29 protein-coding genes are annotated in these 26,079 nt (G+C 65.1%); 13 read left to right on the plus strand and 16 right to left on the minus strand.

What is annotated here, in order from left to right; translation table 11 throughout:
- Nucleotides 1–175 precede the first annotated feature (175 nt).
- The 6 genes from AC1TXO_RS00985 to AC1TXO_RS01010 form a co-directional block, all read right to left on the minus strand.
- Entirely contained in the window at nt 176–343 is a 168-nt protein-coding gene (locus AC1TXO_RS00985) for a hypothetical protein (protein ID WP_486404658.1), read from the minus strand.
- Nucleotides 333–719 (minus strand): DUF2493 domain-containing protein, encoded by a 387-nt coding sequence (locus AC1TXO_RS00990; RefSeq protein WP_486404659.1) that lies wholly within the window; start codon nt 717–719, stop codon nt 333–335. The genes AC1TXO_RS00985 and AC1TXO_RS00990 overlap by 11 nt, the downstream gene beginning before the upstream one ends.
- Before the next feature lie 21 nt (nt 720–740).
- The gene (mgtA, locus tag AC1TXO_RS00995) at nt 741–3,455 is read right to left on the minus strand and encodes a magnesium-translocating P-type ATPase (RefSeq protein WP_486404660.1); all 2,715 of its coding nucleotides are present in this window, start codon (nt 3,453–3,455) and stop codon (nt 741–743) included.
- 266 nt (nt 3,456–3,721) lie between these two features.
- Nucleotides 3,722–3,994, minus strand: coding sequence for a hypothetical protein (locus tag AC1TXO_RS01000; RefSeq protein ID WP_486404661.1), 273 nt, complete (start codon nt 3,992–3,994; stop codon nt 3,722–3,724).
- Nucleotides 3,995–4,345: 351 nt separating this feature from the next.
- Nucleotides 4,346–4,774, minus strand: a complete 429-nt coding sequence (locus AC1TXO_RS01005; RefSeq protein ID WP_486404662.1) for a TOBE domain-containing protein — start codon at nt 4,772–4,774, stop codon at nt 4,346–4,348.
- A 24-nt stretch (nt 4,775–4,798) separates the two neighbouring features.
- The gene (locus AC1TXO_RS01010) at nt 4,799–5,062 is read right to left on the minus strand and encodes an accessory factor UbiK family protein (RefSeq protein WP_486404663.1); all 264 of its coding nucleotides are present in this window, start codon (nt 5,060–5,062) and stop codon (nt 4,799–4,801) included.
- Between the two features lie 411 nt (nt 5,063–5,473).
- Between AC1TXO_RS01010 and glnK the strand changes: the two genes are divergently transcribed.
- The 3 genes from glnK (at nt 5,474) to sutA (ending at nt 7,963) form a co-directional block, all read left to right on the plus strand.
- A complete protein-coding gene (gene glnK, locus AC1TXO_RS01015) occupies nt 5,474–5,812 on the plus strand; it encodes a P-II family nitrogen regulator (RefSeq protein ID WP_002555808.1) in 339 nt (112 codons plus the stop codon).
- A 48-nt stretch (nt 5,813–5,860) separates the two neighbouring features.
- Nucleotides 5,861–7,195 carry an ammonium transporter gene (locus tag AC1TXO_RS01020; protein ID WP_486404664.1) on the plus strand — a complete coding sequence of 445 codons (1,335 nt, stop codon included), beginning with the start codon at nt 5,861–5,863 and terminating at the stop codon, nt 7,193–7,195.
- A gap of 438 nt (nt 7,196–7,633) precedes the next feature.
- Nucleotides 7,634–7,963 (plus strand): transcriptional regulator SutA, encoded by a 330-nt coding sequence (gene sutA, locus AC1TXO_RS01025; protein WP_486404665.1) that lies wholly within the window; start codon nt 7,634–7,636, stop codon nt 7,961–7,963.
- A 74-nt stretch (nt 7,964–8,037) separates the two neighbouring features.
- Here the strand turns inward: sutA and AC1TXO_RS01030 are convergent, their stop codons facing one another.
- Genes AC1TXO_RS01030 through lptM form a run of 6 tightly spaced genes read right to left on the minus strand, consistent with a single transcriptional unit; the run spans nt 8,038 to nt 12,648 of the window.
- Entirely contained in the window at nt 8,038–8,733 is a 696-nt protein-coding gene (locus tag AC1TXO_RS01030; RefSeq protein ID WP_486404666.1) for an HAD family hydrolase, read from the minus strand.
- Nucleotides 8,730–9,629 (minus strand): tyrosine recombinase XerC, encoded by a 900-nt coding sequence (gene xerC, locus AC1TXO_RS01035; protein ID WP_486404667.1) that lies wholly within the window; start codon nt 9,627–9,629, stop codon nt 8,730–8,732. Before xerC ends, AC1TXO_RS01030 begins: the two co-directional genes overlap by 4 nt.
- Nucleotides 9,629–10,339, minus strand: coding sequence for a DUF484 family protein (locus AC1TXO_RS01040; RefSeq protein ID WP_486404668.1), 711 nt, complete (start codon nt 10,337–10,339; stop codon nt 9,629–9,631). Before AC1TXO_RS01040 ends, xerC begins: the two co-directional genes overlap by 1 nt.
- A gap of 13 nt (nt 10,340–10,352) precedes the next feature.
- Entirely contained in the window at nt 10,353–11,183 is an 831-nt protein-coding gene (dapF, locus tag AC1TXO_RS01045) for a diaminopimelate epimerase (RefSeq protein ID WP_486404669.1), read from the minus strand.
- 4 nt (nt 11,184–11,187) lie between these two features.
- A complete protein-coding gene (gene lysA, locus AC1TXO_RS01050) occupies nt 11,188–12,435 on the minus strand; it encodes a diaminopimelate decarboxylase (RefSeq protein ID WP_486404670.1) in 1,248 nt (415 codons plus the stop codon).
- Between the two features lie 9 nt (nt 12,436–12,444).
- A complete protein-coding gene (gene lptM, locus AC1TXO_RS01055; protein WP_486404671.1) occupies nt 12,445–12,648 on the minus strand; it encodes an LPS translocon maturation chaperone LptM in 204 nt (67 codons plus the stop codon).
- A 185-nt stretch (nt 12,649–12,833) separates the two neighbouring features.
- Here lptM and cyaY point away from each other — a divergent pair, with 185 nt between their 5' ends.
- The 3 genes from cyaY (at nt 12,834) to rnk (ending at nt 13,922) form a co-directional block, all read left to right on the plus strand.
- Nucleotides 12,834–13,166 carry an iron donor protein CyaY gene (gene cyaY, locus AC1TXO_RS01060; protein ID WP_486404672.1) on the plus strand — a complete coding sequence of 111 codons (333 nt, stop codon included), beginning with the start codon at nt 12,834–12,836 and terminating at the stop codon, nt 13,164–13,166.
- Between the two features lies 1 nt (nt 13,167).
- A complete protein-coding gene (locus tag AC1TXO_RS01065; RefSeq protein ID WP_486404673.1) occupies nt 13,168–13,380 on the plus strand; it encodes a DUF1289 domain-containing protein in 213 nt (70 codons plus the stop codon).
- 131 nt (nt 13,381–13,511) lie between these two features.
- Nucleotides 13,512–13,922, plus strand: coding sequence for a nucleoside diphosphate kinase regulator (gene rnk / locus AC1TXO_RS01070; RefSeq protein ID WP_486404674.1), 411 nt, complete (start codon nt 13,512–13,514; stop codon nt 13,920–13,922).
- Between the two features lie 30 nt (nt 13,923–13,952).
- Here rnk and AC1TXO_RS01075 read toward each other — a convergent pair whose 3' ends face one another.
- The 3 genes from AC1TXO_RS01075 to AC1TXO_RS01085 all read right to left on the minus strand — a co-directional run bounded on the left by AC1TXO_RS01075 (nt 13,953) and on the right by AC1TXO_RS01085 (nt 17,582).
- Entirely contained in the window at nt 13,953–16,817 is a 2,865-nt protein-coding gene (locus AC1TXO_RS01075) for a class I adenylate cyclase (RefSeq protein WP_486404675.1), read from the minus strand.
- A gap of 168 nt (nt 16,818–16,985) precedes the next feature.
- Nucleotides 16,986–17,231 carry a TIGR02647 family protein gene (locus AC1TXO_RS01080; protein ID WP_197889736.1) on the minus strand — a complete coding sequence of 82 codons (246 nt, stop codon included), beginning with the start codon at nt 17,229–17,231 and terminating at the stop codon, nt 16,986–16,988.
- 45 nt (nt 17,232–17,276) lie between these two features.
- Nucleotides 17,277–17,582, minus strand: coding sequence for a hypothetical protein (locus AC1TXO_RS01085; RefSeq protein ID WP_486404676.1), 306 nt, complete (start codon nt 17,580–17,582; stop codon nt 17,277–17,279).
- Nucleotides 17,583–17,728: 146 nt separating this feature from the next.
- On the opposite strand from AC1TXO_RS01085, the gene AC1TXO_RS01090 reads away from it, so the two are divergent.
- Nucleotides 17,729–18,388, plus strand: a complete 660-nt coding sequence (locus tag AC1TXO_RS01090; RefSeq protein WP_486404677.1) for a glutathione S-transferase — start codon at nt 17,729–17,731, stop codon at nt 18,386–18,388.
- 162 nt (nt 18,389–18,550) lie between these two features.
- On the opposite strand, the gene argH is transcribed toward AC1TXO_RS01090, so the two are convergent.
- Entirely contained in the window at nt 18,551–19,945 is a 1,395-nt protein-coding gene (gene argH / locus AC1TXO_RS01095) for an argininosuccinate lyase (RefSeq protein WP_486404678.1), read from the minus strand.
- Between the two features lie 310 nt (nt 19,946–20,255).
- Between argH and AC1TXO_RS01100 the strand changes: the two genes are divergently transcribed.
- From AC1TXO_RS01100 to AC1TXO_RS01125, 6 genes are all read left to right on the plus strand, one after another.
- Complete coding sequence (locus AC1TXO_RS01100) at nt 20,256–20,996, plus strand: LytR/AlgR family response regulator transcription factor (RefSeq protein ID WP_486404679.1); 741 nt, start codon at nt 20,256–20,258, stop codon at nt 20,994–20,996.
- A 116-nt stretch (nt 20,997–21,112) separates the two neighbouring features.
- Nucleotides 21,113–22,054 carry a hydroxymethylbilane synthase gene (gene hemC / locus AC1TXO_RS01105; protein WP_486404680.1) on the plus strand — a complete coding sequence of 314 codons (942 nt, stop codon included), beginning with the start codon at nt 21,113–21,115 and terminating at the stop codon, nt 22,052–22,054.
- Nucleotides 22,051–22,818: a uroporphyrinogen-III synthase gene (locus AC1TXO_RS01110; RefSeq protein ID WP_486404681.1), complete on the plus strand. Its 768-nt coding sequence runs from the start codon at nt 22,051–22,053 to the stop codon at nt 22,816–22,818. The genes hemC and AC1TXO_RS01110 overlap by 4 nt, the downstream gene beginning before the upstream one ends.
- A gap of 46 nt (nt 22,819–22,864) precedes the next feature.
- Nucleotides 22,865–23,965 carry a uroporphyrinogen-III C-methyltransferase gene (locus AC1TXO_RS01115; protein WP_486404682.1) on the plus strand — a complete coding sequence of 367 codons (1,101 nt, stop codon included), beginning with the start codon at nt 22,865–22,867 and terminating at the stop codon, nt 23,963–23,965.
- A complete protein-coding gene (locus tag AC1TXO_RS01120; RefSeq protein ID WP_486404683.1) occupies nt 23,962–25,200 on the plus strand; it encodes a heme biosynthesis HemY N-terminal domain-containing protein in 1,239 nt (412 codons plus the stop codon). Before AC1TXO_RS01115 ends, AC1TXO_RS01120 begins: the two co-directional genes overlap by 4 nt.
- Before the next feature lie 261 nt (nt 25,201–25,461).
- Nucleotides 25,462–25,962, plus strand: a complete 501-nt coding sequence (locus tag AC1TXO_RS01125) for a disulfide bond formation protein B (protein ID WP_486404684.1) — start codon at nt 25,462–25,464, stop codon at nt 25,960–25,962.
- Nucleotides 25,963–26,079 lie beyond the last annotated feature (117 nt).

Here is a 26,079-nt window from a genome sequence, read left to right on the forward strand (position 1 = left end):
AAGCGCGTAGGATACTTCCCAAGGTCTACGGATCGAAGGATCCTGCTAGAGGTTTCAGATCTTTCGTACGTTGGCGGCCGCTGCGCGCCCCGATCGCTCCCACAGGGAGCAACAAAATCCAAAGGTCAGCCCAGGGATGGTGCGCAGCCACTGGCGCCGGCGCCCCACAAGCGTGTCATCCAGACAACCGCGCCTCGATCCCGAACAACATCACCAACACCCCACTCAATACCAAGGTCACTATCACGAACAGCACATTGCGCCGCGCCGCCCGGGCCTGGGCGGGTGGCAGGTCGTGGGTGAGCGAGAAGCGGGCGCGCTCGTCGGGTTTTTCATGCGTCATGGCACTGCTCCTCCAGGTTGGATTGTCGTGGTGGCCTGCTGCAGATCACCGGTACCCCAGCGCCGCGAGCCCGGGCCAGCAGCTCCTCGGTGTCGTCGGCCCCGGGCAGGGCCAGCACCAGTTCGGGGCGGCTGTCGCTGAGCATGAACAGGTTGCGCAGGCGTTCGGCCTGCTTGCCGTGCAGCTGCCAGTTGGGCGGGTAGCGCACCAGGTCGGCGCCGTGCTCGCGTGCCCAGCTTTCGATCTCGCCGCCGAGGAACTGGCTGCCGCCATGGATCAACACCCGGATCGGCCGCTGGCGCTGGACATCGTCCAGGGCCTGGCGGCAGCGTCGGGTGTCGGCGTAGTTGCGTCCCGCACAGATCAGTACGCGCATGGTCTGCTCTCCCTGCATGGCTCAGAACCACTGGCCGAAACGACGGATGTAGAGGGTCTTCATGGTCTGGGCGACCACGCAGTAGCCCAGCAGGGTGGCGACCAGCCAAGGGAAGTATTCCCACGGCAGCGGCACCAGGCCGACCATCGCACCCACCGGCGAGAACGGGATGTAGATGCCCAGCGCCATCACCAGGCCCGTGGCCAGGATCACCGGCAGCGCCGCGGTGCTCTGGAAGAACGGCACCTTGCGCGTGCGCAGCATGTGCACCACCAGGGTCTGCGACAGCAACCCTTCGATGAACCAGCCGGACTGGAACAGCGCCTGCATCTCGACACTGTTGGCGGCGAACACGTACCACATCAGGGCAAAGGTGGTGATGTCGAAGATCGACGAGGTCGGCCCGATCCATAGCATGAAGCGGCCGATGTTGCGGGCGTCCCACTTGCGAGGCTCGCTGAGGAACTCCTTGTCCATGCGGTCCCACGGCAGCGACAACTGGGAGAAGTCGTACATCAGGTTCTGCAGCAGCAGGTGGATCGCCAGCATCGGCAGGAAGGGAATGAACGCACTGGCCACCAGCACCGAGAACACGTTGCCGAAGTTGGAACTGGCGGTCATGCACAGGTACTTCATGATATTGCCGAAGGTTTCGCGCCCCTTGAGTACGCCTTCTTCGAGCACCATCAGGCTCTTTTCCAGCAGGATGATATCGGCCGACTTCTTGGCGATATCGGTGCCGCTGTCCACCGAGATACCGACGTCGGCGTCGCGCAGGGCGGCGGCGTCGTTGATGCCGTCACCGAGGAAGCCGACGGTGTGACCGTTGGCCTGCAGCGCCTTGAGTACGCGGGACTTCTGCAGCGGGGTGAGCTTGGCGAAGACCGTGCGCTGCTCGACCTGGATCTTCAGGGTGGTGTCGTCCATGCGCTCGATGTCCTGGCCGAGCAGCGGCAGGCCGGGCTCAAGGCCGACTTCACGGCACACCTTGCAGGTGACCACCGGGTTGTCGCCGGTCAGCACCTTGACCCGCACGCCCATGTCGCGCAGGGCGGCGATGGCCGGGCCTGCGGTTTCCTTGGGCGGGTCGAGGAAGGTCAGGAAACCCTGGATCACCAGGTCGCGCTCGTCGTCAGTGTGGTACTGCGCCTTGCCTTCGCTTGCCGGGATGTCGCGGGTGGCGACCACCAGCACGCGGAAGCCGTCGCGGTTGAAGGCATCGGCGCTGGCCAGCAGGCGCTGACGCAGGCGCGCATCGAGGGCCACGACGCTGTCGCCTTCCTGCACATGGGTGGCGATGGCGAGCATTTCCTCGACGGCGCCCTTGCTCACCATCAGGTGATCGCCCAGGGCGTTCTTCACCACCACCGACAGGCGACGGCGAATGAAGTCGAACGGCAACTCGTCGACCTTGGCGAAGGCATAGGGCGCCTGGAACTCGTGGTCCTGGCCGGCGAAGTGGAGCACGGCCTGGTCCATCAGGTTGCGCACGCCGCTCTGGTGGTGGCTGTTGAGCCAGGCCAGTTCCAGCACGCGTTTGTCGCGTTCACCGTCGATGCGCACATGGTGCTCGAGGATGATCCGGTCCTGGGTCAGGGTGCCGGTCTTGTCGGTGCACAGCACATCCATGGAACCCAGGTTCTGGATGGCGTTCAGGCGCTTGACCACCACCTTGCGCCGGGCCATGGCCACGGCACCCTTGGCCAGGTTGGCGCTGACGATCATCGGCAGCATTTCAGGGGTCAGGCCCACGGCCACGGCCAGCGCGAAGAGGAAGGCATCGCCCCAGTCGCCCTTGACCACGCCGTTGATCATGAACACCACCGGCACCATCACCAGCATGAAGCGGATCAGCAGGCTGCTGACGCTGTTCACGCCGCGGTCGAAGGCGGTCTGGCTGCGCGAACCGGCGATGGCCTTGGCCAGGGAGCCGAAGTAGGTGCGTCGGCCGGTGGCCACCACCACGGCGCGGGCACGGCCGCTGACCACGTTGGTGCCCATGAAGCAGATGTTCGGCAACTCGAGCAGGTTGTCCTGGTTGCCGCTGTCATCGGTGGCGGACTTCTGCGCGACATTGCCCAGGGTGTCGTACTTCTCCACCGGCAGTGCTTCGCCGGTGAGTACCGCCTGGCTGATGAACAGGTCGCGTGATTCGAGCAGGCGGATGTCGGCGGGGATCATGTCGCCGGCCGAAAGCTGCACGATGTCGCCGGCCACCAGCTCATCCATGGGCACTTCGCGCAGGCGCGGAGCGTGGCCGTACTGTTCGCGGCGCAGCACGGTAGCGGTGGTGCGCACCATGGCCTTGAGGGCGTCGGCGGCCTTGTTCGAGCGGTACTCCTGCCAGAAGCGCAGCAGGCTGCTGAGGCTGACCATGGTCATGATGATGATGACCTTGGTCAGGTCGGCGTCGTCCGCTTCACCCGCGCTGATCGGCATCCAGTAGTCGGTGACGAAGCTGATCCCGGCCAGGGTCAGCAGCACATAGATGAAGGGGTTGTGCAGGGCCTTGAGCAGTTGCACCAGGGCGTGGGGTTGCTGGTCGTGGGCGACCTGGTTGGCGCCGTCGCGCTGCAGGCGCTTGGCGGCTTCGTGCTCGGTCAGGCCGACTTCGCTGGCATCGAGGTTGGCGAGGGTGACGGCCAGGCCATTGCGCGCTTCACGGGCGGCACGGGTGGACAGGCGGGTTTCACGTTCGGCCTTGGCCGACGAGGTGTTGCGGTGTTTGACAGTCATGTTGCTGTGCTCCTGCCGCTGCGGCGGCACGACACACAGACGTTTCACTCAGGCGGTGAACGAAGGCATGTCGGGTCGCAGGAAAATGCGTGGTTTTTCCGACAGTTGTCTGTCCGCCGCCGAAGGTCGGAAGTTAGATCGGCAGCGAACTTTCTACTCGCGCAGTCCATGGTTTTATTCCTGATTGATAAAGTGCGGGCAATAACTGTCCTGCGAACTTTCATTGTTGAAAGTTCGTTCGGAAAGATACCGTCAAATATCTTTTTTCAGTGGAAGTTATGCGGGCTCAGGCGTGCGCGCAGGCGCGCCAGAGGCCCGCGTCTACCTGGGGGTTCCTGGCTGTCGTCGTGGTGCCAGTGCAGGCGCAGCTGGAGTTTTCCGTGGCACGGATGCGCCTGCCATACGGCGCGCAGCTGCGGGCCACGCGTGCCGGGCGATGGCCGGGCTGGCGCGGCGTGGCCACGGGGCGGCCAGGCGCGGGCCTGCAGCAGTGCAAGGCAGGCGTGCAGGCGATGTGAAACGAATGAAGTGAGGTTCATGAGCTTGCCTCCAACCGGCGGACACCGGCGGCGGCAAGTCACGGCGGAGCATCAGGCTCTGGCGCGGCTTGCCCGACCAGGGTGTCGGGACCGGTGTTCCGGTTCAAGTGCCTGACCGGCCCAGGGGGCAGTGGTCAGGCAGCGACTAGATACTGTGTCCATTGAATTCTTCAGTGAATGGAAAAAAGGCCCCTTTTCTCAGGGCGAGCGAACTTTATTCAAGGGTAGTATTGAAGTCAACCCGGGAGGGGAACTTTAAATAACTTTCATCTTGTTCGAATGCTCCCTTTTGTTTGTAGGAAGCGTTTGATGTATCCGGCCCGCCGTCATACAGAGCGGGCCGGAAAGCATTCAGGGGCGGGCGCCCAGAATGATGTGCGAGGCCTTGATCAGCGCGGTGGCCTTGACCCCAGGCTTGAGGCCCAGCTCCTGCACCGCCTCGCGGGTGACGATGGAGAATACTTCGGTACCGCCGGCCAGTTTCAGCACAACTTCGGCATTCACTGCACCATCACCCACCCGCACCACCTCGCCTTCGAGGGCGTTGCGCGCCGACAGGCGGTAGCCGTCGGCCTCGGTCATCAGCACCACCCAGGGTGCCTTGACCAGCGCCACGGCCTGTTTGCCGACATTGATGTTGAGGTTGTGCAGGCTGGTCATGGTGACCACGGCCACCAGCTTCTCGCCGCCGCCGAGCGTCAGCTCGACCTCGGCATTCACTGCGCCGGGCTGAACGGCGCTGACGGTACCTTCGAAGACATTGCGTGCGCTGACTTTCATGGGGAAACGCTCCGTGTATCGGGATTAGTCCTGGGCCGCGGGCGCAATCCGCGCTTGCAGTTCGGCCACTTGTTTTTCCAGGGCTTCAAGGCGTGCGCGGGTCCGCGCCAGCACCACCATCTGGCTGTCGAATTCTTCGCGGCTGACCAGGTCGAGCTTGCTGAAGGCGCTCTGCATCAGGATCTTGAACTGGCTTTCGAGTTCGGCGCGCGGCTGCGCGGTGTCGCCGCTGAACAGGCGCGAGGCCTGGTCGCTCAGGGCATCGAGAAGGGCTTTGGGCGCGAGCATGAGTCGGGCAGGTCCGTGAAGTCTGAAAGGAGGCCAGTGTAGCACGGCGTTTCGCGTGGCCCGGCTGCACACTTTTTGAGCAATGACGGCAGGGGCGACGCACCAGAAGTGTGCAGCTTCGCCCGTGCTGGCCCAAGGCCAAACCCTGGCCCTGCATGCAACTCCCTGTTTTCCGGGCCTTTGCTGGAACTGGCAAGGTTTCTGCAATGACCTCTGCGAGCCATGCACTGATGCAGTCCCTTGTGATCGGGCAGCGTGCAGGCGGAGCCGCAAGGGTCCTTCGTCACCAGCCGGAACGCGTGTCGGTGGGGGAATGGAGCTGACGACGCGTTACAAAGCCAGGCGCTGCGCTTAGACTTGAGACGGGTTTGTTTTCCTGGGGCAAGTCCACCAAATCGGGAGAAGAGTTTCATGAAGCTAGTCACTGCCATCATCAAGCCGTTCAAGCTGGACGACGTGCGCGAGTCGCTGTCGGAAATCGGCGTGCAAGGCATCACCGTGACCGAAGTCAAGGGCTTCGGCCGGCAGAAAGGCCATACCGAGCTGTACCGTGGCGCCGAATACGTGGTCGATTTCCTGCCCAAGGTCAAGATCGATGTCGCCATCGATGACAAGGACCTGGACCGGGTGATCGAAGCCATCACCAAGGCGGCCAACACCGGCAAGATCGGCGACGGCAAGATCTTCGTGGTGAATCTGGAGCAGGCGATCCGCATCCGTACCGGCGAGACCGATACCGACGCGATCTAAGCGACACAACAAAGCCTCACCAAACCCAAACGCCCCAGGAGAAAACAAATGACTCTGCGCAAGATCGCAGGGCTAGGAGCCCTATTGTCCCTCGTAATGCCTGGCCTGGCCCTGGCAGAGGAAACAGCCGCCCCGGTACTGAACTCCGGCGACACCGCCTGGATGCTCACCGCCACGGCGCTGGTACTGTTCATGACCATCCCGGGCCTGGCCCTGTTCTACGGTGGCATGGTGCGCTCCAAGAACCTGCTGTCGGTGATGATGCAGTGCTTTGCCATCACCGGTCTGATCAGCATCCTGTGGGTCGTCTACGGCTACAGCATCGCCTTCGATACCACCGGTATGGAAAAGGGCGTGCTCAACTTCAACTCCTTCATCGGCGGTTTCTCCAAGGCCTTCCTCGCCGGTGTGACGCCGTCGGGCCTGACCTCGGCCACTGCACTGTTCCCCGAGGCGGTGTTCATCACCTTCCAGATGACCTTCGCCATCATCACCCCGGCGCTGATCGTCGGTGCCTTCGCCGAACGCATGAAGTTCTCCGCCATGCTGGTGTTCATGGGCGTGTGGTTCACCCTGGTCTACGCACCGATCGCGCACATGGTCTGGAGCGGTGACGGCGCGCTGATGTGGGACTGGGGCGTGCTGGACTTCGCCGGCGGCACCGTGGTGCACATCAACGCCGGTATCGCAGGCCTGGTGGCGTGCCTGGTGCTGGGCAAGCGCAAGGGCTACCCGACCACGCCGATGGCGCCGCACAACCTGGGCTACACCCTGATCGGCGCGGCCATGCTGTGGATCGGCTGGTTCGGCTTCAACGCAGGCTCCGCAGCGGCCGCCAACGGCACTGCCGGCATGGCCATGCTGGTGACCCAGATCGCCACCGCCGCAGCGGCGCTGGGCTGGATGTTCGCCGAGTGGATCGGCCACGGCAAACCCAGCGCCCTGGGCATCGCCTCCGGTGTGGTGGCCGGCCTGGTCGCCATCACCCCTGCAGCCGGCACCGTCGGCCCGATGGGCGCCCTGGTGATCGGCCTGGCGTCCGGTGTGATCTGCTACTTCTGCGCCACCAGCCTCAAGCGCAAGCTGGGCTACGACGACTCGCTCGATGCCTTCGGCGTGCACGGTATCGGCGGTATCGTCGGCGCCATCCTCACCGGCGTGTTCGCGGCACCGGCCCTGGGCGGCTTCGGCGCGGTCACCGACATCGGTGCCCAGGTCTGGGTACAGGCCAAGGGCGTGATCTTCACCGTGGCCTACACCGCCATCGTCACCTACGTGATCCTCAAGGTGCTGGATGTGGTGATGGGCCTGCGGGTCAACGAAGAAGAAGAGTCGGTCGGCCTCGACCTGGCTCAGCACAACGAGCGCGGTTACAACCTGTAATCGCCACGCGGTAAAAAACTTGCCCGGCTTGTCCGGGCATTTTTTTGCCTGATATTTGCCGTTTCGTCGTAAGGCAAACGGTTTATCCGGCACGTTCGTGACGAAGGGCAAAAACTTACATAAAAGCGGGTATTGATGGAGCTTTGCTTTTTCGCCCGGCGCGCTAGAATGCGCGCCGGAAGGGTGTTTGAAGTGCCTTCCACACACTTCGCCACGCTTTGCTAGGCTTGCCAGTAGCGCAAGGCCAGCAGCGATGGCTCAAGGATTTCGTCAGATCCCGCCAGGAGCTGGGATCTGCCGGGTGAAAAGCCCCCACCAGGGGCCGGACACCCAAGGCAGTGGCCAACCCACGGCCAGTTGAATTTTCACTGGTGGCTGCCGGTCTACGGCATCACTGGTCTATAACTAACCTGCTTTTCGCAAGTCATGAGGTAGAACATGAGCGACGACGATCTGGAAAACGATGACCTCGAAGTAGGCGATGACGAAGAGGGTGATGAGGCTCTCGAAGCGGCAGCTGACGACGGTGCGGAAGACGCCGGCGATGATGACAGCAGCCCGGCACCTGCAGCCAAGGGCAAGTCCAAGGCGGCGGTCTCGGTAGACGAGATGCCGAGCATGGAAGCCAAGCAGAAGGAACGCGATGCGCTGGCGCGCGCCATGGAAGAGTTCCTGGCTCGCGGTGGCAAGGTGCAGGAGGTCGAGGCCAACGTGGTCGCCGACCCGCCCAAGAAGCCGGACAACAAGTACGGTAGCCGCCCTATCTGAGTGGCTGGATACGAAAAAGCCCGCGGTCGCTGCGGGCTTTTTTGTGGGTGCAATCCGGGTGTTCTTGTGGGCCGTCAGCGCCAGCGCGCCAGCACGTCGGGCAGTTGCGACAGGCGCTGGATCTCGGCGTCCGGGTCTTTCTCGCCGGTCCAGGCCTTGCCCTGCGGGTTGAACCAGACCGCACGCAGGCCTGCACGTTGTGCGCCGGCAATGTCGTCGCCCGGATGATCGCCAATGTGCACTGCGGCACCGGCCTCGACCTCACCGCGCTTGAGTGCTTCGAGGAAGGGCGCAGGGTCGGGCTTGCCGATACCCAGGTCTTCTGCACACAGGGCGAAGCGGAAGTAGTCCGAAATCCCCAGGCGGCGCACATCGGCGTTGCCGTTGGTTACCACGCCCAGCACATAGTGATGGCGCAGGATCTCCAGCACCGGCTCGACCTCTGGAAACACCTCGACCTGATGCCGGGCGTGCAGGAACACTTCGAAAGCCTCGTTGGCCAGCTCCTGGGCGTGTTTCTCGCTGTAGCCGACTTCTGCCAGGGCATTGAACAGCACGCGCCGGCGCAAGGCGCTGATGCGGTGCTTGAGGCCAGGTTCGGCCTGCACCAGGCGCTCGCGGATGGCGTACAGATGCTCGACCGGCACGCCGCCCAGGGTCGGGGCGTTGGCCGCGAGCCAGTCACGCAGGACGGTCTCGGCGCTGGCGATCACCGGGGCGGTGTCCCACAGGGTGTCGTCCAGGTCGAAGGTAATCAGCTTGATGCTCATGAGTCGCTGCCTTTGCTGCGTTTGGCCCGGGGATGGGCGCTGTCATAGACGGCGGCCAGGTGCTGGAAGTCCAGGTGGGTGTAGATCTGCGTGGTGCTGATGTCGGCATGGCCGAGCATTTCCTGCACCGCGCGCAGGTCCTGGGACGATTCGAGCAGATGGCTGGCGAAGGAGTGGCGGAGCATGTGCGGGTGCAGGTGCTGGCCGAGCTCCCGCTCGCCAGCGGCCTTGACCCGCAACTGGATGGCCCGAGGGCCCAGGCGCTTGCCCTGGCGGGTGACGAATACCGCACCGTCGCGTGGCGCGCTGATGCCACGCAGCCGCAGCCATTGCTGCAGGGCCTCGCGCGCCTTGCGCCCGACCGGCAGCACGCGGGCCTTGCCGCCCTTGCCCTGTACCTGAACCAGCGCACCGGCCAGGTCGAGCTGTTCCAGGTCGAGGTTGGCCAGCTCCGACAGGCGCAGGCCCGAGGAGTAGAACAGTTCGAGAATCGCCTGGTCGCGGCGGGCGATGAAGTCGTCGTCGACGCCGCCATCGAGCAGTTGCAGGGCGCGGTCGGTGTCGAGGGTCTTGGGCAGGCGCCGCTCGCCCTTGGGCGGTGTCAGGCCGTTGGCCGGGTCGTGCTCGCACAGGCCTTCGCGGTTGAGGTAGCGGTACAGGCCACGCACCGCTGACAGCAGGCGTGCCAGGCTGCGCGACGACTGGCCATGGTGGTGCAGGCGCGCCACCAGCTGGCGCAGTTGCTGGATCTGCAGGGCCTTCCAGCTGGCGATACCCTGGGTGTTGCAGAACTCGACGACCTTCTCCAGGTCGCGACGGTAGGCCAGCTGGGTGTGCTCGGACACCTGGCGCTCGTTGCGCAGGTGCGCGCAATAAGCCTCCAGCTGGCGCTCCATCAGCGAACCGAGCGCAGCGTCTGGGTGACGCGCGGCACCACGCGGCCGAGGATTTCGGCGATGTAGCTGAGGAACAGGGTACCGACGCTGCTCTTGTAGTGCTGCGGGTCGCGGCTGCCGATGGCCAGTACCCCGTGCAGGCCCTGGTGCTCCAGCGAGGCGACGGCGCTGGAGCCGACTTCCTTGCGCTGTTCTTCGCCGAACAGGAAGGCCAGTTCGTGCTCGCGCAGGTTGCCGCTGACCGTCTTGCCGTTGCCCAGCAGGCCACCGATGGCCTGTTGCGCTTCGGCACTGCTGACCCAGCGGCCAACCGGTGCGGGGTTGTCGCCGAACAGGATCAGGCTGACGAAGGGCACCTGGAACTCCTGGCGCAGGCTGTCTTCGACCGCCATCACCACCTCTTCCAGGCTGCCGGCATCGAGCAGGTCGAGGATCAGCCGTCGGGTTTTCTCGAACAGCCGGTCGTTGTCACGGGCCACGTCCATCAACTGCGAGAGGCGATGGCGCATCTCGATGTTGCGGTCGCGCAGCAGCTTGAGCTGACGCTCCACCAGCGACACGCTGTCGCCGCGCTGGTGGGGAATGCGCTGCTCGATGAGCAGCTCGTCGTGCTCGGCGAAGAAGGTGGGGTGGGCACGCAGGTAGGCGACCACCGCCTCGGCGTCGAGGTCGGCGGCTTGCTCGGGTACAACCTGTGGCTGATCGGTCATGGCGGATACTCGCTTAGAGACGAACCTGTCCTTCGTAGACGCGTACGGCTGGGCCGGTCATCAGCACCGGTTTGCCGGGGCCGGCCCATTCGATGCACAGACGCCCGCCCGGCAGGTCGATGGACACCGGAGAGTCCATCCAGCCCTGGGCGATGGCCGCGACGGCGGCGGCGCAGGCGCCGGTACCGCAGGCCTGGGTCTCGCCGGCACCACGTTCCCACACCCGCAGGTTGGCACGGTGGCGGTCGACGACCTGGATGAACCCGGCGTTGACCCGCTGCGGGAAGCGCGGATGGTGTTCGATCTTCGGCCCCAGCTCGTGCACAGGGGCCTTGCTGATGTCGTCGACACGCAGCACAGAGTGCGGGTTGCCCATCGAAACGGCGGCGATCCGGTGAACCTGGCCATCGACTTCCAGCGCGTAGTTCAGCGCCTGTTCGTCGGCGTTGAACGGGATCTCGGCCGGGACGAAGCGCGGCGGGCCCATGTCGACACAGACCTGGCCGTCGTTCTGCACGTCCAGTTCGATGATGCCGCCTTTGGTCTCGACGCGGATGCGCTTCTTCGCGGTCAGGCGCTTGTCCAGCACGAAGCGGGCGAAGCAGCGGGCGCCGTTGCCGCACTGCTCGACCTCGGAACCGTCGGCGTTGAAGATCCGGTAGCGGAAATCCACTTCCGGATTGCTCGGCGCCTCGACGATCAGCAGCTGGTCGAAGCCGATGCCGGTGTGGCGGTCACCCCATTGCTTGGCATGCTTGGGCTGGATGTGCGCGTGCTGGCTGACCAGGTCCAGGACCATGAAGTCGTTGCCCAGTCCGTGCATCTTGGTGAAACGCAGCAGCATGGGTTCACTCCGGCAGCAGGCTTTCGCCGGCGAACAGTTCGGCAATGGTCTCGCGGCGGCGCACTTCGAAGGCCTGGTCACCGTCGACCAGGATTTCGGCGCAGCGGCCACGGGTGTTGTAGTTCGAGCTCATGACGAAACCATAGGCGCCGGCAGACTGCACGGCCAGCAGATCGCCTTCGGCGAGGTTCAGCTGGCGCTCCTTGGCGAGGAAGTCGCCGGTTTCGCAGATCGGGCCGACCAGGTCGTAGGCACGGCCTTCGCCTTCGCGCGGCCTGACCGCGCTGACGCCCATCCAGGCCTGGTACAGCGCCGGGCGGATCAGGTCGTTCATCGCCGCATCGATGATGGCGAAGTCCTTGTGCTCGGTGTGCTTGAGGTATTCGACGCGGGTCAGCAGCACGCCGCCGTTGGCGACGATGTAGCGGCCTGGTTCGAACACCAGGGCCAGGTCACGGTCGCCGACGCGCTCGCGGATGGCCTTGATGTAGTCGGCCACCAGTGGCGGCTCTTCGTCGCGGTAGCGCACGCCGACGCCGCCGCCCAGGTCCAGGTGGCGCAGGTGGATGCCGCAGTCGGCGAGGCGGTCGACCAGGTCGAGCAGGCGGTCGAGGGCGTCGAGGAACGGATCGACGGTGGTCAGTTGCGAGCCGATGTGGCAGTCGACACCGACCACGTCCAGGTTCGGCAACTGAGCGGCACGCACGTAGATGGCTTCGGCATCGGCGATGGCGATGCCGAACTTGTTCTCTTTGAGACCGGTGGAGATGTACGGGTGGGTACCGGCATCGACGTCCGGGTTGACCCGCAGCGAGACCGGGGCGACCTTGCCCATCTCGGCCGCCACCACTTGCAGGCGCTCGAGTTCGTCGGTGGATTCGACGTTGAAGCAGTGCACGCCGACTTCAAGGGCCCGACGCATGTCTTCGCGGGTCTTGCCGACGCCGGAGAACACCACGCGGTCGGCCCGCCCGCCGGCGGCCAGAACACGCTCCAGCTCGCCGCCGGAAACGATGTCGAAACCTGCACCCAGGCGCGCCAGCAGGTTCAGCACGCCGAGGTTGGAGTTGGCCTTGACCGCGAAGCACACCAGGTGCTCGACCCCTTGCAGGGCGTCGGTGTAGCTGCGGTACTGGGCCTCGATGTGGGCGCGCGAGTACACGTACGTCGGGGTGCCGAAACGTTCGGCAATGGCCGACAGGGCCACGCCTTCCGCGAACAGCTCACCGCCGCGGTAGTTGAATGCGTCCATTGGATTTCCTTACTGCGCTGGCGACTGCTCGGGCAGCGATTCTTCTTCTTGCGGGGCGGCCTTGGCCGGCTGCGCGTGCTGGTGCGACGACTTGCGTGCGCTCTTGCCGTCCTTGCCGTCTTCAGGCAGGTACAGGGGGCCTTTCTGACCGCAGGCCGAAACGAGGCAGGCAACCGCGACCAGCGCCGCAATGGAGGAAATCAGGCGCTTCATGGGGTGAAATCCTTTGAATTAAGCAGTATTGCGCCCGAGTATACCGAGCGACCGGCGGATTGCCTATGCAAGGGCCGGTCCGTCGGGCGGGGCAGGCACAGCCGGTCGCTAGTCTTTGCAATCAGCGCCAACCGGTCGTATCTTGCCCGGCTTGCGTGTGTGCAGCCATTTTCGAGGTTCCTGCAATGAGTTTGAGCGAAGCGCGTTTCCACGACCTGGTCGACGCGACCCAACAGGCCCTGGAGGATCTGTTCGACGACACCGACCTGGATCTGGACATGGAGAACTCCGCCGGTGTGCTGACGGTCAAGTTCGACAACGGCAGCCAGCTGATCTTCAGCCGCCAGGAGCCGCTGCGCCAGCTGTGGCTGGCGGATCGCTCGGGCGGTTTCCACTTCGACTACGACGAAGAGAGCGGCAAGTGGGTCTGCGAGAAGACCGAGGAACTGCTCGGCGAGATGCTCGAACGCATCGTCTGGGAGCGGGTCGGCGAAAAGCTGGACTTCGACGAGATCTGAGATGAGCGAGCAGCCACGGCCGCCCAAGCCGCTCTACAGCAACGTCAGCCCGGCGGTGCCTTCGCCGTGCATCAGCGTCTGCCGTCTCGACGAACATCGGGTCTGCACCGGTTGTCACCGCCATGTGGAGCATATCCGCGAATGGCGCTCGGCCGACGACGAGCGACGCCGGCAGATCTGCCGCGAGGCCGAGGCCCTGCGCGCACGGGGTTGAGTATTTGCCCGGCTGTGGTAGTGTCGATCCGGTACTGGCGTCGCCAGAAGCATCCTCAAACCCCGCCCTTGGGCGGGGTTTTGCTTTATCTACAGCTTGAAATACCCCGTTGAAAGGAGTCTGACTGGATCATGAGCACCAAGCCTTCCCTTATCCTCACCCGATTGGACGTGCAGCGTCTCGAGCGTCTGCTCGACAGCCTCGACGAGAGCACGCCGGGTGTGCTCGCCCTGCAGGACGAGCTGGACCGCGCCGAACAGGTGGTCGGTCACGAGGAGGTCCCGGCCGGCGTGGTGACCATGAACTCGCGCGTGCACTGCCGCGAGGAGGCCACCGGCAAGGACTACCACCTGACCCTGGTCTACCCCAAGGATGCCGGGCCTGAAGGCAAGGTCTCGATCCTTGCGCCGATCGGTTGCGCATTGCTCGGGTTGTCGGTCGGCGACCAGATCGACTGGCCGGCGCCGGGCGGCAAGACGCTCAGGCTCAAGCTGCTGGACGTCGAATACCAGCCGGAGGCGGCGGGCGACTTCGACCTCTGAGCCCGCGAGCGCAAGGCCGCGCCGACGATCTCAGGGTTGCAACGTGGCCTGCAGCTTCGCCAGTCCGTCATTCAGGGCCTGCTCCAGCTCACGCTTGTAGCGCAGGTACAGGCTGGTCGAGCCCTGCTCGTCCTTGAGCAACTCGGACAGGTCCAGGTCGGTGATGTAGCAGCGATAGTGCCCGGCGCTGCGCCTGCGGCCAAGAATCTGCCGGGCAACCACTTCGTACAGTTGCTCACCGTGGTCCAGCTCGGAAAACTCCTGCTGGTCGCAGTACAGCGTGACGTGCAGGTCGTCTCCGGCACCGGCCTGGAGAATCGCCTGCACTTCGTAGTACGGCTGGCCGCCGGCGACCTGCGGCACGGGGCGCGGTTCCAGTGCCCGGCACCTGCCCGGCCCGTTCGGCAATAGCTGGTAATAGAGGATTTCCAGCGAGGCCTGCTGCAGGCTGTCGAGCGGCAACCTGGCATCGCGGCGCACCACCACCGACTGCAGGAAGCGCTGCAGCGGCAGCAGCAGGTGGCTTTCGTCCTGCAGCGCCAGGCGTTGTTGCCAGAGCGCGTTGTATTCGTCGAGCACGTACAGGTCCGCCCCGTCCTCGTCCAGGCGATAGAACACCTGGATGCAACCGCGCTGCCCCTGCTCCAGCACCAGCGGCAGGTCGTGATCCTGCAGGGCGTTGGCATCCAGATGGAGCGGGCTGTAGCCGTTGCGCTCCTGGCCCAGGTGAGCGAGCACGGCGTCGTGGTCGTCCAGCGTGGTCAGGCTGACCTGGCCTGGCACCAGCTCCAGCACATGGGTGTGCTGCGCTACCTGCAGCAGGTAGCGGTGGTTCAGGTCCTGGTCCAGCAGCAGTTGCACCGTGTCGAAGATATCCTCGACGCGCTGGCTGATCGCCTGGGCGCGGTTGTGGCAGAAGCAGCGCACCCGCAGGCGTGGCCGCTGGGTGCGCGGGCCCTGGCTGTTGAGGAAGTCGCGCAGGCAGCGCATCAGCGCGTGCTCACCGTCGTAGCGCTGCACCAGCACCTCGTTCCAGCTGTTGAGGGTGATCTGGTCGAAGGTCAGCACCAGGTTCTCGCGCACCCCGGCGTAGCTCAGCGAGTCGGTGCGCTCGGTGGTCATCAGGATGTTCAGGTCGCGGTGGTGGCGCAGCGGATCGACGCCGACGTTCACCAGCAGCAGCACTTCATCGGCCACGCTCGGTTGCAGCAGGCGGATCTCGCTGACGGTGTCCAGCGGCAAGGCGATGGTCTGCTGCAGGCTGCCCAGCAGGTTGAACAGCTCGAACTCGCTGAGGTCGCTGACGCCGGGGTGCAAAGCCAGGCGCGTGCTGCTGTCGATCACGCCGTTGCGATGGGCCCAGGTCAGCAGCTCGAGCAGTTCGCGGCAGCGCTTGATGGGGCTGAAATGCTCCCACTCGTGCACGCCCAGGTTGCCGTTGTACAAGCCCCAGTGATGGGTGCCCGGCTCCTTGCGGTTGGGCGACTGGACCAGGGTCAGGGTGTCTTCGGCGACATCCGGTGCGATCCCGGGGTTGATCACCTCGATCTTGCCGGCGCGGCGCTCGAAGGCCGCGTACAGGCGCCGCCCGAGGACATTGAGGTCGCGCTGGTCGGCGCGGCTGCTGGCGCCCTGATCGCGAGCGAACTGGCTGAGGAAGCGGTAGCTGTGGTTCAGCTCGGCCACCAGCTCGCGCCGCTCGACGGCGACCTGACGGACCTTCCACTGGCTGCGGCTGTCGAGCAGGGCCAGTTGGCGCTCGTCCCAACCCCACTCGTCGGTCAGGCGTCCGAGCAACTGGCGCTGCCAGCCGGTATTGCGCGAGCGGGAGAGCGCGCCGAGTTTCTTGTTCACCTTCAGGTACAGGCTGCGCCGCACCAGCTCCAGCCGTGCATGTTCGCCGCGCCGTTGCAGGTAATGCTCGATCCGCCGGTACACCATGACATAGGGGTCGAGCTCGTCGAGGTCCAGGCGATTGGCGAACACGGCACGCTTGTAGTCCAGGCTCAGGCAGCGCACCTCGGGGTGTTCGCTGGCGTAGACCTCGGTCAGCAACAGTTTGAGCAGCGACTTGTAGGGTGAGTCGATGCCCTTGAACAGTTGCCACAGCCCGGCGCCGACGAACTCGCCAGGCGGAATGTGTGCCAGGTGGCCGAGGTCGAGGTCGTCCTGGGTACGGATGAAGCGCTTGGACAGCAGCGTCTGGGTGTAGGCGCGGTAGTTGTGCTCCTCGTACACCGGCACCAGCCACCACAGTGGCGTGCGTCCGGCCAGCCAGATCGCCGTGCGGTAGAACTCGTCGAGCAGCAGGTAATGCTGGGTGGTGCCGCAATCGTCGGAGCTGAGCTGGCTGTCGCGTTCGCCCTGGACGAAGCCTTGCGGTTCGATCAGGAAGAAATGGGCCTCGGCACCCTGGGTGGCGGCCCAGGCCTCTAGCAACTGGCATTTGCGCCGCAGCTCGGCCAGCGCCGCCTCGCCGATGCCGGGCGCATGGCAGACCCACAGGTCCATGTCGCTCTGCTCGGCCTGGGCCAGGGTGCCGAGGCTGCCCATCAGGAACAGGCCATGGATCGGCTGCGGCGGGTTGCCGTGGCGTGCCTTGTAGGTGAAGGAGCGGGTCAGGCGCTGGGCTTCGGCCAGCAGCTCGGCGTCGGGCTCGAAACCGGACACGCCCGCCGGTGTGCTGCCCGACACGTAACCGGGCAGCAGTGGATGATTGACGTGGAAGAACAGCGGCAGCAGCGTCAGCACCTGCTGCTGGCGGCTGGAAAGCCCTTCCATGGCCCTTTCGAGGCGCCCCTGGTTCAGTTGCAGAAAGCGCCCGCGCAGGGTCGACAGCACCTTGCGGTCGATACCTTCGTCCAGGTCGGGGCGGATTTCGTGGGGGTGGTTCATGACGCACTCAGGCAGGCCGGGGGAGCTGCGGCGAGTTTAGCCTGAGTGACGAGGTCGGATAAGAGGGCGAATGGCATTTTGACGCCATTTTTCCAGCGCCTGGGAAGGTGCGGTGTCTTTGTGGGCCTCATCGCGGGGCAAGCGCGCTCCACGATGAGGACGGCGAGGTTATGCGGGCTGCGGGTTTTTCAGAACATTCAACAGTAACTGAACGCTCTCCACCGCATCGTGCCCCAGGCTGGTCAGGTAACCGCCGTCTGGCTGATCGGTCAGTTGCTTGTCGTGCAGGCGTTTGGCTGCGGCAACCAGAGCCGGGGAGGCATTGGCGTGGATCTTGATCCCTTCCTGGCTGCTGTCGAGATTGAACAGCGCAAGGACTTCCAGTTCGGCGATCAATTCGGGGGTGAAGGACATGGGCGACTCCTGACTTCCAGACGAGGACGGAAGTCAGGAGTGTAGTCAGGCTTCGTCGAGGTCGCCTTGATTTGCCTCAGGTGGCAGTTCCGGCAGGGCGCGCAGGGCGTTTTCGTACCATTCGGTATCGAAGGCGCGATCCTCGATGAGCAGCGCGTCGATCTCGATGGCCAGCACGTGGGCCATGAGGTTGAGGATGTCCTCGCGCTCGTAGCCGACCAGGGTCAGCTTGTTGAAGGTGGCCTTGGCTGCGGGGGGATTGCCGCTCTCGATCTGGTTCTCGATGGCCTGGGTCAGCGTTGCTTCGGCGAATGCTTCGTCGTCGTTGTCGATATCGGTGGGTTCGCTCATGGCGCTGCTCCTGTGGATAAACCGACAGTGTGCCACGCCTGTGTCGGCAATGCCCGGTCATCGACGGGCGCCATGATGCTGGTCACGCCCGGCCCGGGCGGCTATAACAGCCAGGCCAACCCCTCACGGCCTGGAGGCTGTCGTTCATGCTCAAACTCTACGGATTCGCCGTCAGCAACTACTACAACATGGTCAAGCTGGCCCTGTTGGAAAAAGGCCTGCCTTTCGAGGAGGTGCCCTTCGTTTCCGGGCAGACGCCCCAGGTGCTGGCCATCAGCCCGCGCGGCAAGGTCCCGGTGCTGGAAACCGCCCAGGGCTTTCTCAGCGAGACCAGCGTGATCCTCGACTACATCGAGCAGACCCACCCCGAGCACCCGCTGCTGCCGGGCGATGCGTTCGGGCAGGCCAAGGTGCGCGAGCTGCTCAAGGAGATCGAGCTGTACATCGAGTTGCCGGCACGCACCTGCTATGCAGAAGCGTTCTTCAATACGCCGGTCGAGCCACTGATCAAGGAACGCGCGCGCAGCGAGCTGCTGGCAGGCTTCGCCACGCTCAAGCGCAATGGCAGGTTCGCGCCTTATGTCGCCGGTGAACAGCTGACCCTGGCAGACATGATGTTCTGCTTCTCGGTCGACCTGGCGTGCGCGGTGGGCAAGAAGGTGCTGGGGATCGACTTCCTGGCAGACTTCCCGCAGGCGGCGGCGCTGCTGGAGAAACTGCGCGGGCATCCGCACATGGCGCAGATCGTGGCGGACAAGGAGGCGGCGATGCCGAAGTTCATGGAGATGGTGCGCAGCAAGCGGTGATGGGAAGAGGGGCCGCTGCGCGGCCCATCGCGGCACGAGGCCGCTCCCACAGGGTACCTGGAACCCTGAGAGAGCAACTGTCTTGCTCAAAATCCAGGTCAGTCCAATTCCTGTGGGAGCGGCCTCGTGCCGCGATTCGAGGGCGAAGCCCTCGGCATGTGTCTAGCGGGCAGCCAGCAGCGCCTTGCCGCGTGCCACCGCCGCACGCACTTGCGCCGGCGCGGTGCCACCGATGTGGTTGCGCGCATTGACCGAACCTTCCAGGGTCAGCACGGCAAACACATCCTGCTCGATCTGGTCGCTGAATTGGCGCAGTTCTTCCAGGCTCATCTCGGCCAGGTCCTTGCCGGTGTCGACCCCGTACTTCACCGCGTGGCCGACGATCTCGTGGCAGTCACGGAACGGCAGGCCGCGGCGCACCAGGTAGTCGGCCAGGTCGGTGGCGGTGGAGAAACCACGCAGCGCCGCCTCACGCATGATCGCGTGCTTGGGCTTGATCGCAGGGATCATGTCGGCGAAGGCCCGCAGCGAGTCGCGCAGGGTGTCGGCGGCGTCGAACAGCGGTTCCTTGTCTTCCTGGTTATCCTTGTTGTAGGCCAGCGGCTGGCCCTTCATGAGCGTGAGCAGGCCGGTCAGGGCGCCGAACACGCGGCCGGTCTTGCCACGCACCAGCTCCGGGACGTCCGGGTTCTTCTTCTGCGGCATGATCGAGCTGCCGGTGCAGAAGCGATCGGGCAGGTCGATGAACTGGAACTGGGCACTGGTCCACAGCACCAGCTCTTCGGAGAAGCGCGACAGGTGCATCATCGCCACGCTGGCGGCGGCGCAGAATTCGATGGCGAAGTCGCGGTCCGAGACGCCGTCCAGCGAGTTGCCGCCCACGGCCTCGAAGCCCAGCAGCTTGCAGGTCAGTTCACGGTCGATCGGGTAGGTGGTGCCGGCCAGCGCAGCGCTGCCCAGGGGCATGCGGTTGGCGCGCTTGCGGCAGTCGACCAGGCGCTCGTAGTCGCGGCTGAGCATTTCGAACCAGGCCAGCAGGTGGTGGCCGAAGGTGACCGGTTGGGCGGTCTGCAGGTGGGTGAAGCCCGGCATGATGGTCTCGGCTTCGCGCTCGGCCTGCTCCAGCAGGCCTTGCTGCAGACGAGTGATCTCGCCCAGGATCAGGTCGATCTCGTCGCGCAGCCACAGGCGGATGTCGGTGGCCACCTGGTCGTTGCGGCTACGGCCGGTGTGCAGCTTCTTGCCGGTGATGCCGATGCGGTCGGTCAGGCGTGCCTCGATGTTCATGTGCACGTCTTCCAGGTCGACGCGCCAGTCGAACTGGCCGGCCTCGATCTCGCCCTGGATGGTCTTCAGGCCATCGATGATGGTGTCGCGCTCGGCGTCGGACAGCACGCCGACCTGCGCCAGCATGGTGGCGTGGGCGATCGAACCCATGATGTCGTGACGGTACAGGCGCTTGTCGAAATCGACCGAGGCGGTGAAACGGGCGACGAAGGCGTCGACGGGCTCACTGAAGCGGCCGCCCCAGGACTGGTTGGTCTTGTCGGTGCTCATGGATCCACTCATAGAAGGCGTGAATGAAAAAAGTGGCGCCGATCATAGCAGGGTTGCGCTTCCCTCCACAGGACACCGGTCGCGTGAAATTGCCGGTATGTGGCAGGTGCGGGGCGCTACAGGATATTCAATGATTGAACGGCAGTGTTCCACGGACCGTCTACAGTTGGACAGAGGACTGGCAGCGATTCTGCCAGACCAGTGAATCTTTGGCCTTCGCATGGGTCTGTAGCGTGACCGCGACACGGTCGACCGACTCCTGTCTACGCTTGTACCCAATGCGAGACTCACTCAGGAATCCAGCGCAATTATGAATGTCCTGATCGTTGATGATGAACCCCAGGCCCGCGAGCGCCTGAGCCGCCTGCTCGGAGAACTCGAGGGCTATACGGTGCTCGAGCCCAGCGCCACCAATGGCGAGGAGGCCCTGGCGCTGATCGACAGCCTCAAGCCCGACGTCGTCCTGCTCGACACCCGCATGCCCGGCCTCGATGGCTTGCAGGTCGCAGCCCGGCTGTGTGAACGCGAGGCGCCGCCAGCGGTGGTGTTCTGCCTCGACGACGATGAGCGCGAGGCGTTCAGCCACAGCACGCTCAGCCATGTCGGCAGGGCGAGCCAACCCCAGGCCCTGCGTGATGCCCTGCGCAAGGCGGAAAAACCCAACCGCACCCAGCTCGCCGCCCTGACCCGTCCCGCCAACGAGGCTGGCGGTGGCCCGCGCAGCCATATCAGCGCACGAACGCGCAAGGGGATCGAGCTGATTCCCCTGCCCCAGGTGATCTACTTCATTGCCGATCACAAGTACGTGACCCTGCGCCACGAATCCGGCGAGGTTCTGCTGGACGAGCCGCTGAAGTCGCTGGAAGACGAATTCGGCGAGCGCTTCGTGCGCATCCACCGCAACGCCCTGGTCGCCCGCGAGCGCATCGAGCGCCTGCAGCGTACGCCGCTGGGCCATTTCCAGCTGTTTCTCAAAGGCCTCGACGGCGATGCCCTGACCGTCAGCCGCCGGCATGTGGCCGGTGTGCGCAAGATGATGCAGACGCTCTGAGCGAAGCGGCTGCTGCCCCCAGCCAGGGATGGCCGGGCCAGGTGATGACCTGGATCTGCTAGCGATGCCAGCGGAGCTGTTATCATCGGCGGCATTTCTCTGCTCCGGGGCGTTAGATGTCCACTCGCGAAATCCGCATTGCCACCCGTAAAAGTGCCTTGGCCCTGTGGCAGGCCGACTATGTCAAAGCTCGCCTCGAGCAGGCCCATCCCGGCCTGGTCGTGACCCTGGTGCCGATGGTCAGCCGTGGCGACAAGCTGCTCGATTCGCCGCTGGCGAAAATCGGCGGCAAGGGACTGTTCGTCAAGGAACTGGAAACCGCCCTGCTCGAGAACGAAGCCGACATCGCCGTGCACTCGATGAAAGACGTGCCCATGGACTTCCCCGAAGGCCTGGGCCTGTACTGCATCTGCGAGCGCGAAGACCCGCGCGACGCCTTCGTTTCCAATACCTACGCCAGCCTCGAGGCGCTGCCGGCCGGCAGCGTCGTCGGCACCTCCAGTTTGCGGCGCCAGGCCCAGCTGCTGGCGCGTCGTCCTGACCTGAAGATCCAGTTCCTGCGTGGCAACGTCAACACGCGCCTGGCCAAGCTCGATGCAGGTGAGTACGACGCGATCATCCTCGCTGCCGCGGGCCTGATCCGCCTGGGCTTCGAGGATCGCATCAGCTCCAGCATCAGCGTCGACGACAGCCTGCCGGCCGGCGGCCAGGGTGCCGTCGGCATCGAGTGCCGCAGCGCCGACAGCGAGATCCAGGCGTTGCTGGCACCGCTCAACCATGCCGATACCGCCGACCGGGTGAAAGCCGAACGGGCGATGAACAAGTACCTGAACGGCGGCTGCCAGGTACCGATCGCCTGCTATGCGGTGCTTGAAGACGATCAGCTGTGGCTGCGCGGCCTGGTGGGCCAGCCCAGTGGCGGCACCTTGCTGGTGGCCGATGCCCGTGCCCCGCGCAGCCAGGCCGAAAGCCTGGGCGTGCAGGTGGCCGAGGACCTGCTGGGCCAGGGCGCCGAGGCGATCCTCAAGGAAGTCTACGGCGAGGCCGGTCATCCGTGAGTGGCTGGCGCCTGCTGCTGACCCGGCCTGAGGAGGAGTGCGCGGCATTGGCGCAGCAGCTCGCCGCAGCTGGAATCGCCAGCAGCAGCCTGCCATTGCTGGCGATCGACCCCTTGGCCCTGGATGCGGCGGCGCAAGCACGCCTGGCCGCGATCGGGCAGTACCAGGCGATCATCGTGGTCAGCAAGCCGGCGGCGCGCCTGTTGCTCGAGCGGCTTGCCGAGGCGGGCATCGCAGTGCCGCCCACTGGTTGGTTCACGGTGGGCGAAGCCACGGCCCGCGTCCTGCAGACCGCCCATCTGCAGGTGACTTTCCCTACAGAAGGTGATGATAGCGAGGCCTTGCTCGAAGTATCTTTCTTGCGAGAGGCTATCGCGATTCCTACGGCGCGCGTCCTGATTGTCCGTGGACGTGGAGGTCGCGAACTGCTGGCCGAGCGTCTTGGTGAGCAAGGTGCTAGTGTCGATTATCTGGAACTGTACGAACGTCGACTGCCGGATTACCCCCCGGGCAGCCTGATGCGCCGCATCGAAGCGGAACGCCTGAACGGCCTGGTGGTCAGCAGTGGGCAGGGTTTCGAACACTTGCAGCGCCTGGCCGCGGCGGATTGGCCGCGTCTTGCGCAGACGGCGCTGTTCGTGCCGAGCCCGCGGGTCGCCGAACAGGCCAGGGCGGCAGGCGCCCGACAGGTTGTGGATTGCCGTGGCGCCAGTGCCGCGGCCTTGCTGGCAGCCGTGCAGCGCAGCGCTGCACCTGCTTCCTAAGGCGTCACGCCAAGTGCGGTGACGCCCCCATGCAAAGGATGGATACGTGAGCGAGACTGTCTTGTCCAACAACGAACAACCCTCGGCGACCGAAGCGCCGCAAACCCCTGTCGAACAACCGGCCAAGCGTGCCGGCAACGGCCTGGCGCTGCTGGCCTTGCTGATCGGCGCAGCCGGCGTTGCGGTCGGTGGCTGGGGGGCGTGGCAGGTGCGCCAGCTGCAAGGCAGCGAGCTGGGCCAGGGCGAGCATATCGAGGCGCTGAACCAGCGTGCCGAAGCCTTGCAGCAACGCCAGCAGCAGTTCGGCTCGCAGCTGGCGAGCCTGCCGGCGGCCAGCGAACTCGAAGACCGTCGCCGCCTGGTGGCGCAGTTGCAGGGCGATCAGCAGCGCCTGAGCCAGCGCCTGGAAACCGTGCTGGGCGAGAGCCGCAAGGAATGGCGCCTGGCCGAGGCCGAGCACCTGCTGCGCCTGGCCACGCTGCGCCTTTCGGCGCTGCAGGACATCGCCAGCGCCAAGGCGCTGGTCGAAGGCGCCGACGAGATCCTGCGCGAGCAGAGCGATCCGGGCGCCTTCGCCGCACGCGAACAGCTGGCTCGCAGCCTGGCGACGCTCAACAGCACCCAGCAACCGGACCGCACCGGCTTGTTCCTCAAGCTTGCAGCCCAGCGCGAGCAGGTGCAGCAGTTGAGCGCGCAGTCGCCGGAGTTCAACAGCGATGCCGACGCCCTTGGGGCGCTGACCGCCGACGGTGACGGCGCCAGCCGCCTGTCGCAGTGGTGGGCGGAGATTTCCAAATACTTCCAGATCGACTTCGACGCCGACCAGAACGTGCGCCCGCTGCTGGCCGGGCAGTCGCTCAACCAGCTGCGCCTGGCGCTGAGCCTGACCATCGAGCAGGCGCAGTGGGCGGCGCTCAACGGCCAGGCCAAGGTCTACACCCAGGCCCTGGACGATGCACGCAGCGTACTGCTGGCAAACTTCAACCCGGACAACCCGCAGAGCAAGGCCATGCTCGACAGCCTCAATGCGCTGGCCGAGCAGCCGGTTTCCGTAGTGGTGCCTGACCTGGCCGAGAGCCTTGCCGCTGTGCAGGCCTACATCCAGCGCCGTCACCTGCCGGCCGAGGGTGGGGAGGGCAAGCCATGAAGCGCGTCTACCTGCTGGCCGTGCTGGCGATCGTCATCGCCGCGGCGCTGGGCGTGGCCATCGCCAAGCACAGCGGCTATGTACTGATCGCCTATGGCGGCTTCCGCTACCAGTCGGGGCTGTGGGCGGCGCTGGCGGCTCTTGTCGTCGTGGTGCTGGCGCTGTTGCTGCTGCGTTATCTGGTTGGCCTGGTGCTGACGTCCAGTGGCGTGGTCAATCCCTGGTCGCGGCGCAACCGCAGCCGTCGGGTGCGGATCGCCATCGAGCAGGGGCAGCTGGACCTCGCCGAAGGCCGCTGGGCCAGCGCCCAGCGCCACCTGCACCGGGCTGCGGAGGCCGAGCGCCAGCCGCTGCTGTACTACCTCGGCGCCGCCCGCGCAGCGAACGAGCAGGGGCGCACCGAAGACAGCGACAACCTGCTCGAGCGTGCCCTCGAGCGCCAGCCCCAGGCGGAGCTGGCGATTGCCCTGACCCACGCGCAGTTGCAGATGGACCGTGGCGACAGCGACGGAGCCCTGGAAACCCTGCTGGCCATGCAGGAGCGCCATCCACACAACGCCCAGGTCCTGCGCCTGCTGCAGCGCTTGCATCGCGAGCGTGGCGACTGGCCGGCGCTGATCCGCCTGTTGCCCGACCTGCGCAAAGGCAAGGTGCTGCCGGTTCAGGAGCTGGCCGAGCTGGAGCAACGTGCCTGGGGCCAGAACCTGAGCCTGGCCGCCACCCGTGGCGAAGACTCGCAGGCTGCACGTCAGTCGCTGGAGCGCTCGTGGCAGCAACTGACTTCGGCCCAGCGTCAGGAGCCGCAACTGGTGCTGGCCTATGCCGAGCAATTGCGCCAGGTCGGCGCCCAGAATGAAGCCGAGCAAGTGCTGCGCGCGGCGCTCAAGCGTCAGTACGAAACTCATCTGGCGCGGCTGTATGGGCTGGTGCGCGGGGATGATCCTGCACGCCAGTTGCAGACCGCCGAGGGCTGGCTCAAGGACCATCCACAGGATCCGGGCTTGCTGCTCACGCTCGGGCGCCTGAGCCTGCAGAACCGGCTGTGGGGCAAGGCCCGCGATTACTTCGAGAGCAGCCTGCGCATGGAGCGCAATCCGGAAACCTGCGCCGAGCTGGCGCGGTTGCTGGCCGGGCTGGGCGAGACCGAACGCAGCAACCAACTGTTCCAGGAAGGGCTCGGCCTGCTCGATGAGCGTCTTCTGGCGTTGCCGTTGCCTGAAGGGGTGCACGCCTAGCCCTCAACCCCCTCCCGGTCCCCTTGCTGCGCCAGGCCGTGCCCCCTCTGGGAGTGGCCTCGTGCAGCGAGGGGCGCTGTTTTCCTCGATGCTGGTAGGACAATAAAGGTGCAGCCAGCAAAGCTTAGGATCAGTCCTACCAAGATCAGAAAACTTTCTCTTTCAATGAGCGATTTGTCCTCCCTGTAGCAACTTGAAACAGCGGCCCCCTTTCCTCTACCGTTTCAAACCACTACGACCTTTCCGGGATTTTCGTCACTCATGCCGCTGGCCCGCTCGCGCCCCTTGTTCCTCTCAGCTTTCCTCGTCTCGATCGTGGCGTTTGGCGGGGCGTTCGTGCTCGAGAGCTGGCTCGGGCTGGTGCCATGCCCTCTTTGTCTCAGCCAGCGAGCCTTGCTGGGGCTTTATGCGCTGAGCTGCCTGGGCGCCATGGTGCACAAGCCGGGTGTCGTCGGTACGCGGCGCTATGCGTGGGTGGCAACTGGCTGCGCCCTGCTGGGTGTGGCCTTGGCGTCTCGACATGTGTGGCTGCAGGGCGAATGGCTGGCGTTCACCCCCGAGCCCTTCACGCAAACGCTGCAGCGCTCCTGGCCGCAGGCGCTCGAACGCCTGCTGATGGGCAGCTCGGAGTGCATCTCGATCGGTTGGAGCGTTCTCGATCTCACGCTCCCCGAATGGAGCCTCATGGCCTTTCTGCTGCTGGCTGCGCTGCCCTTGTACTGCCTGCTGGCGTATCGTTTCCGCACCGCTGACGACGAGTGATCCAGGTCAATCCCGCGACCAGCGGTCCCGTGCGGCTGCATCAAACGCTTGTATGAACTTAGTCCACTGCGTACCTTGATGGTCAGCACGTGCGGGAATAATCTCCCCTGCACGCAC

It is taken from the genome of Pseudomonas sp. FA117 (assembly GCF_057370475.1).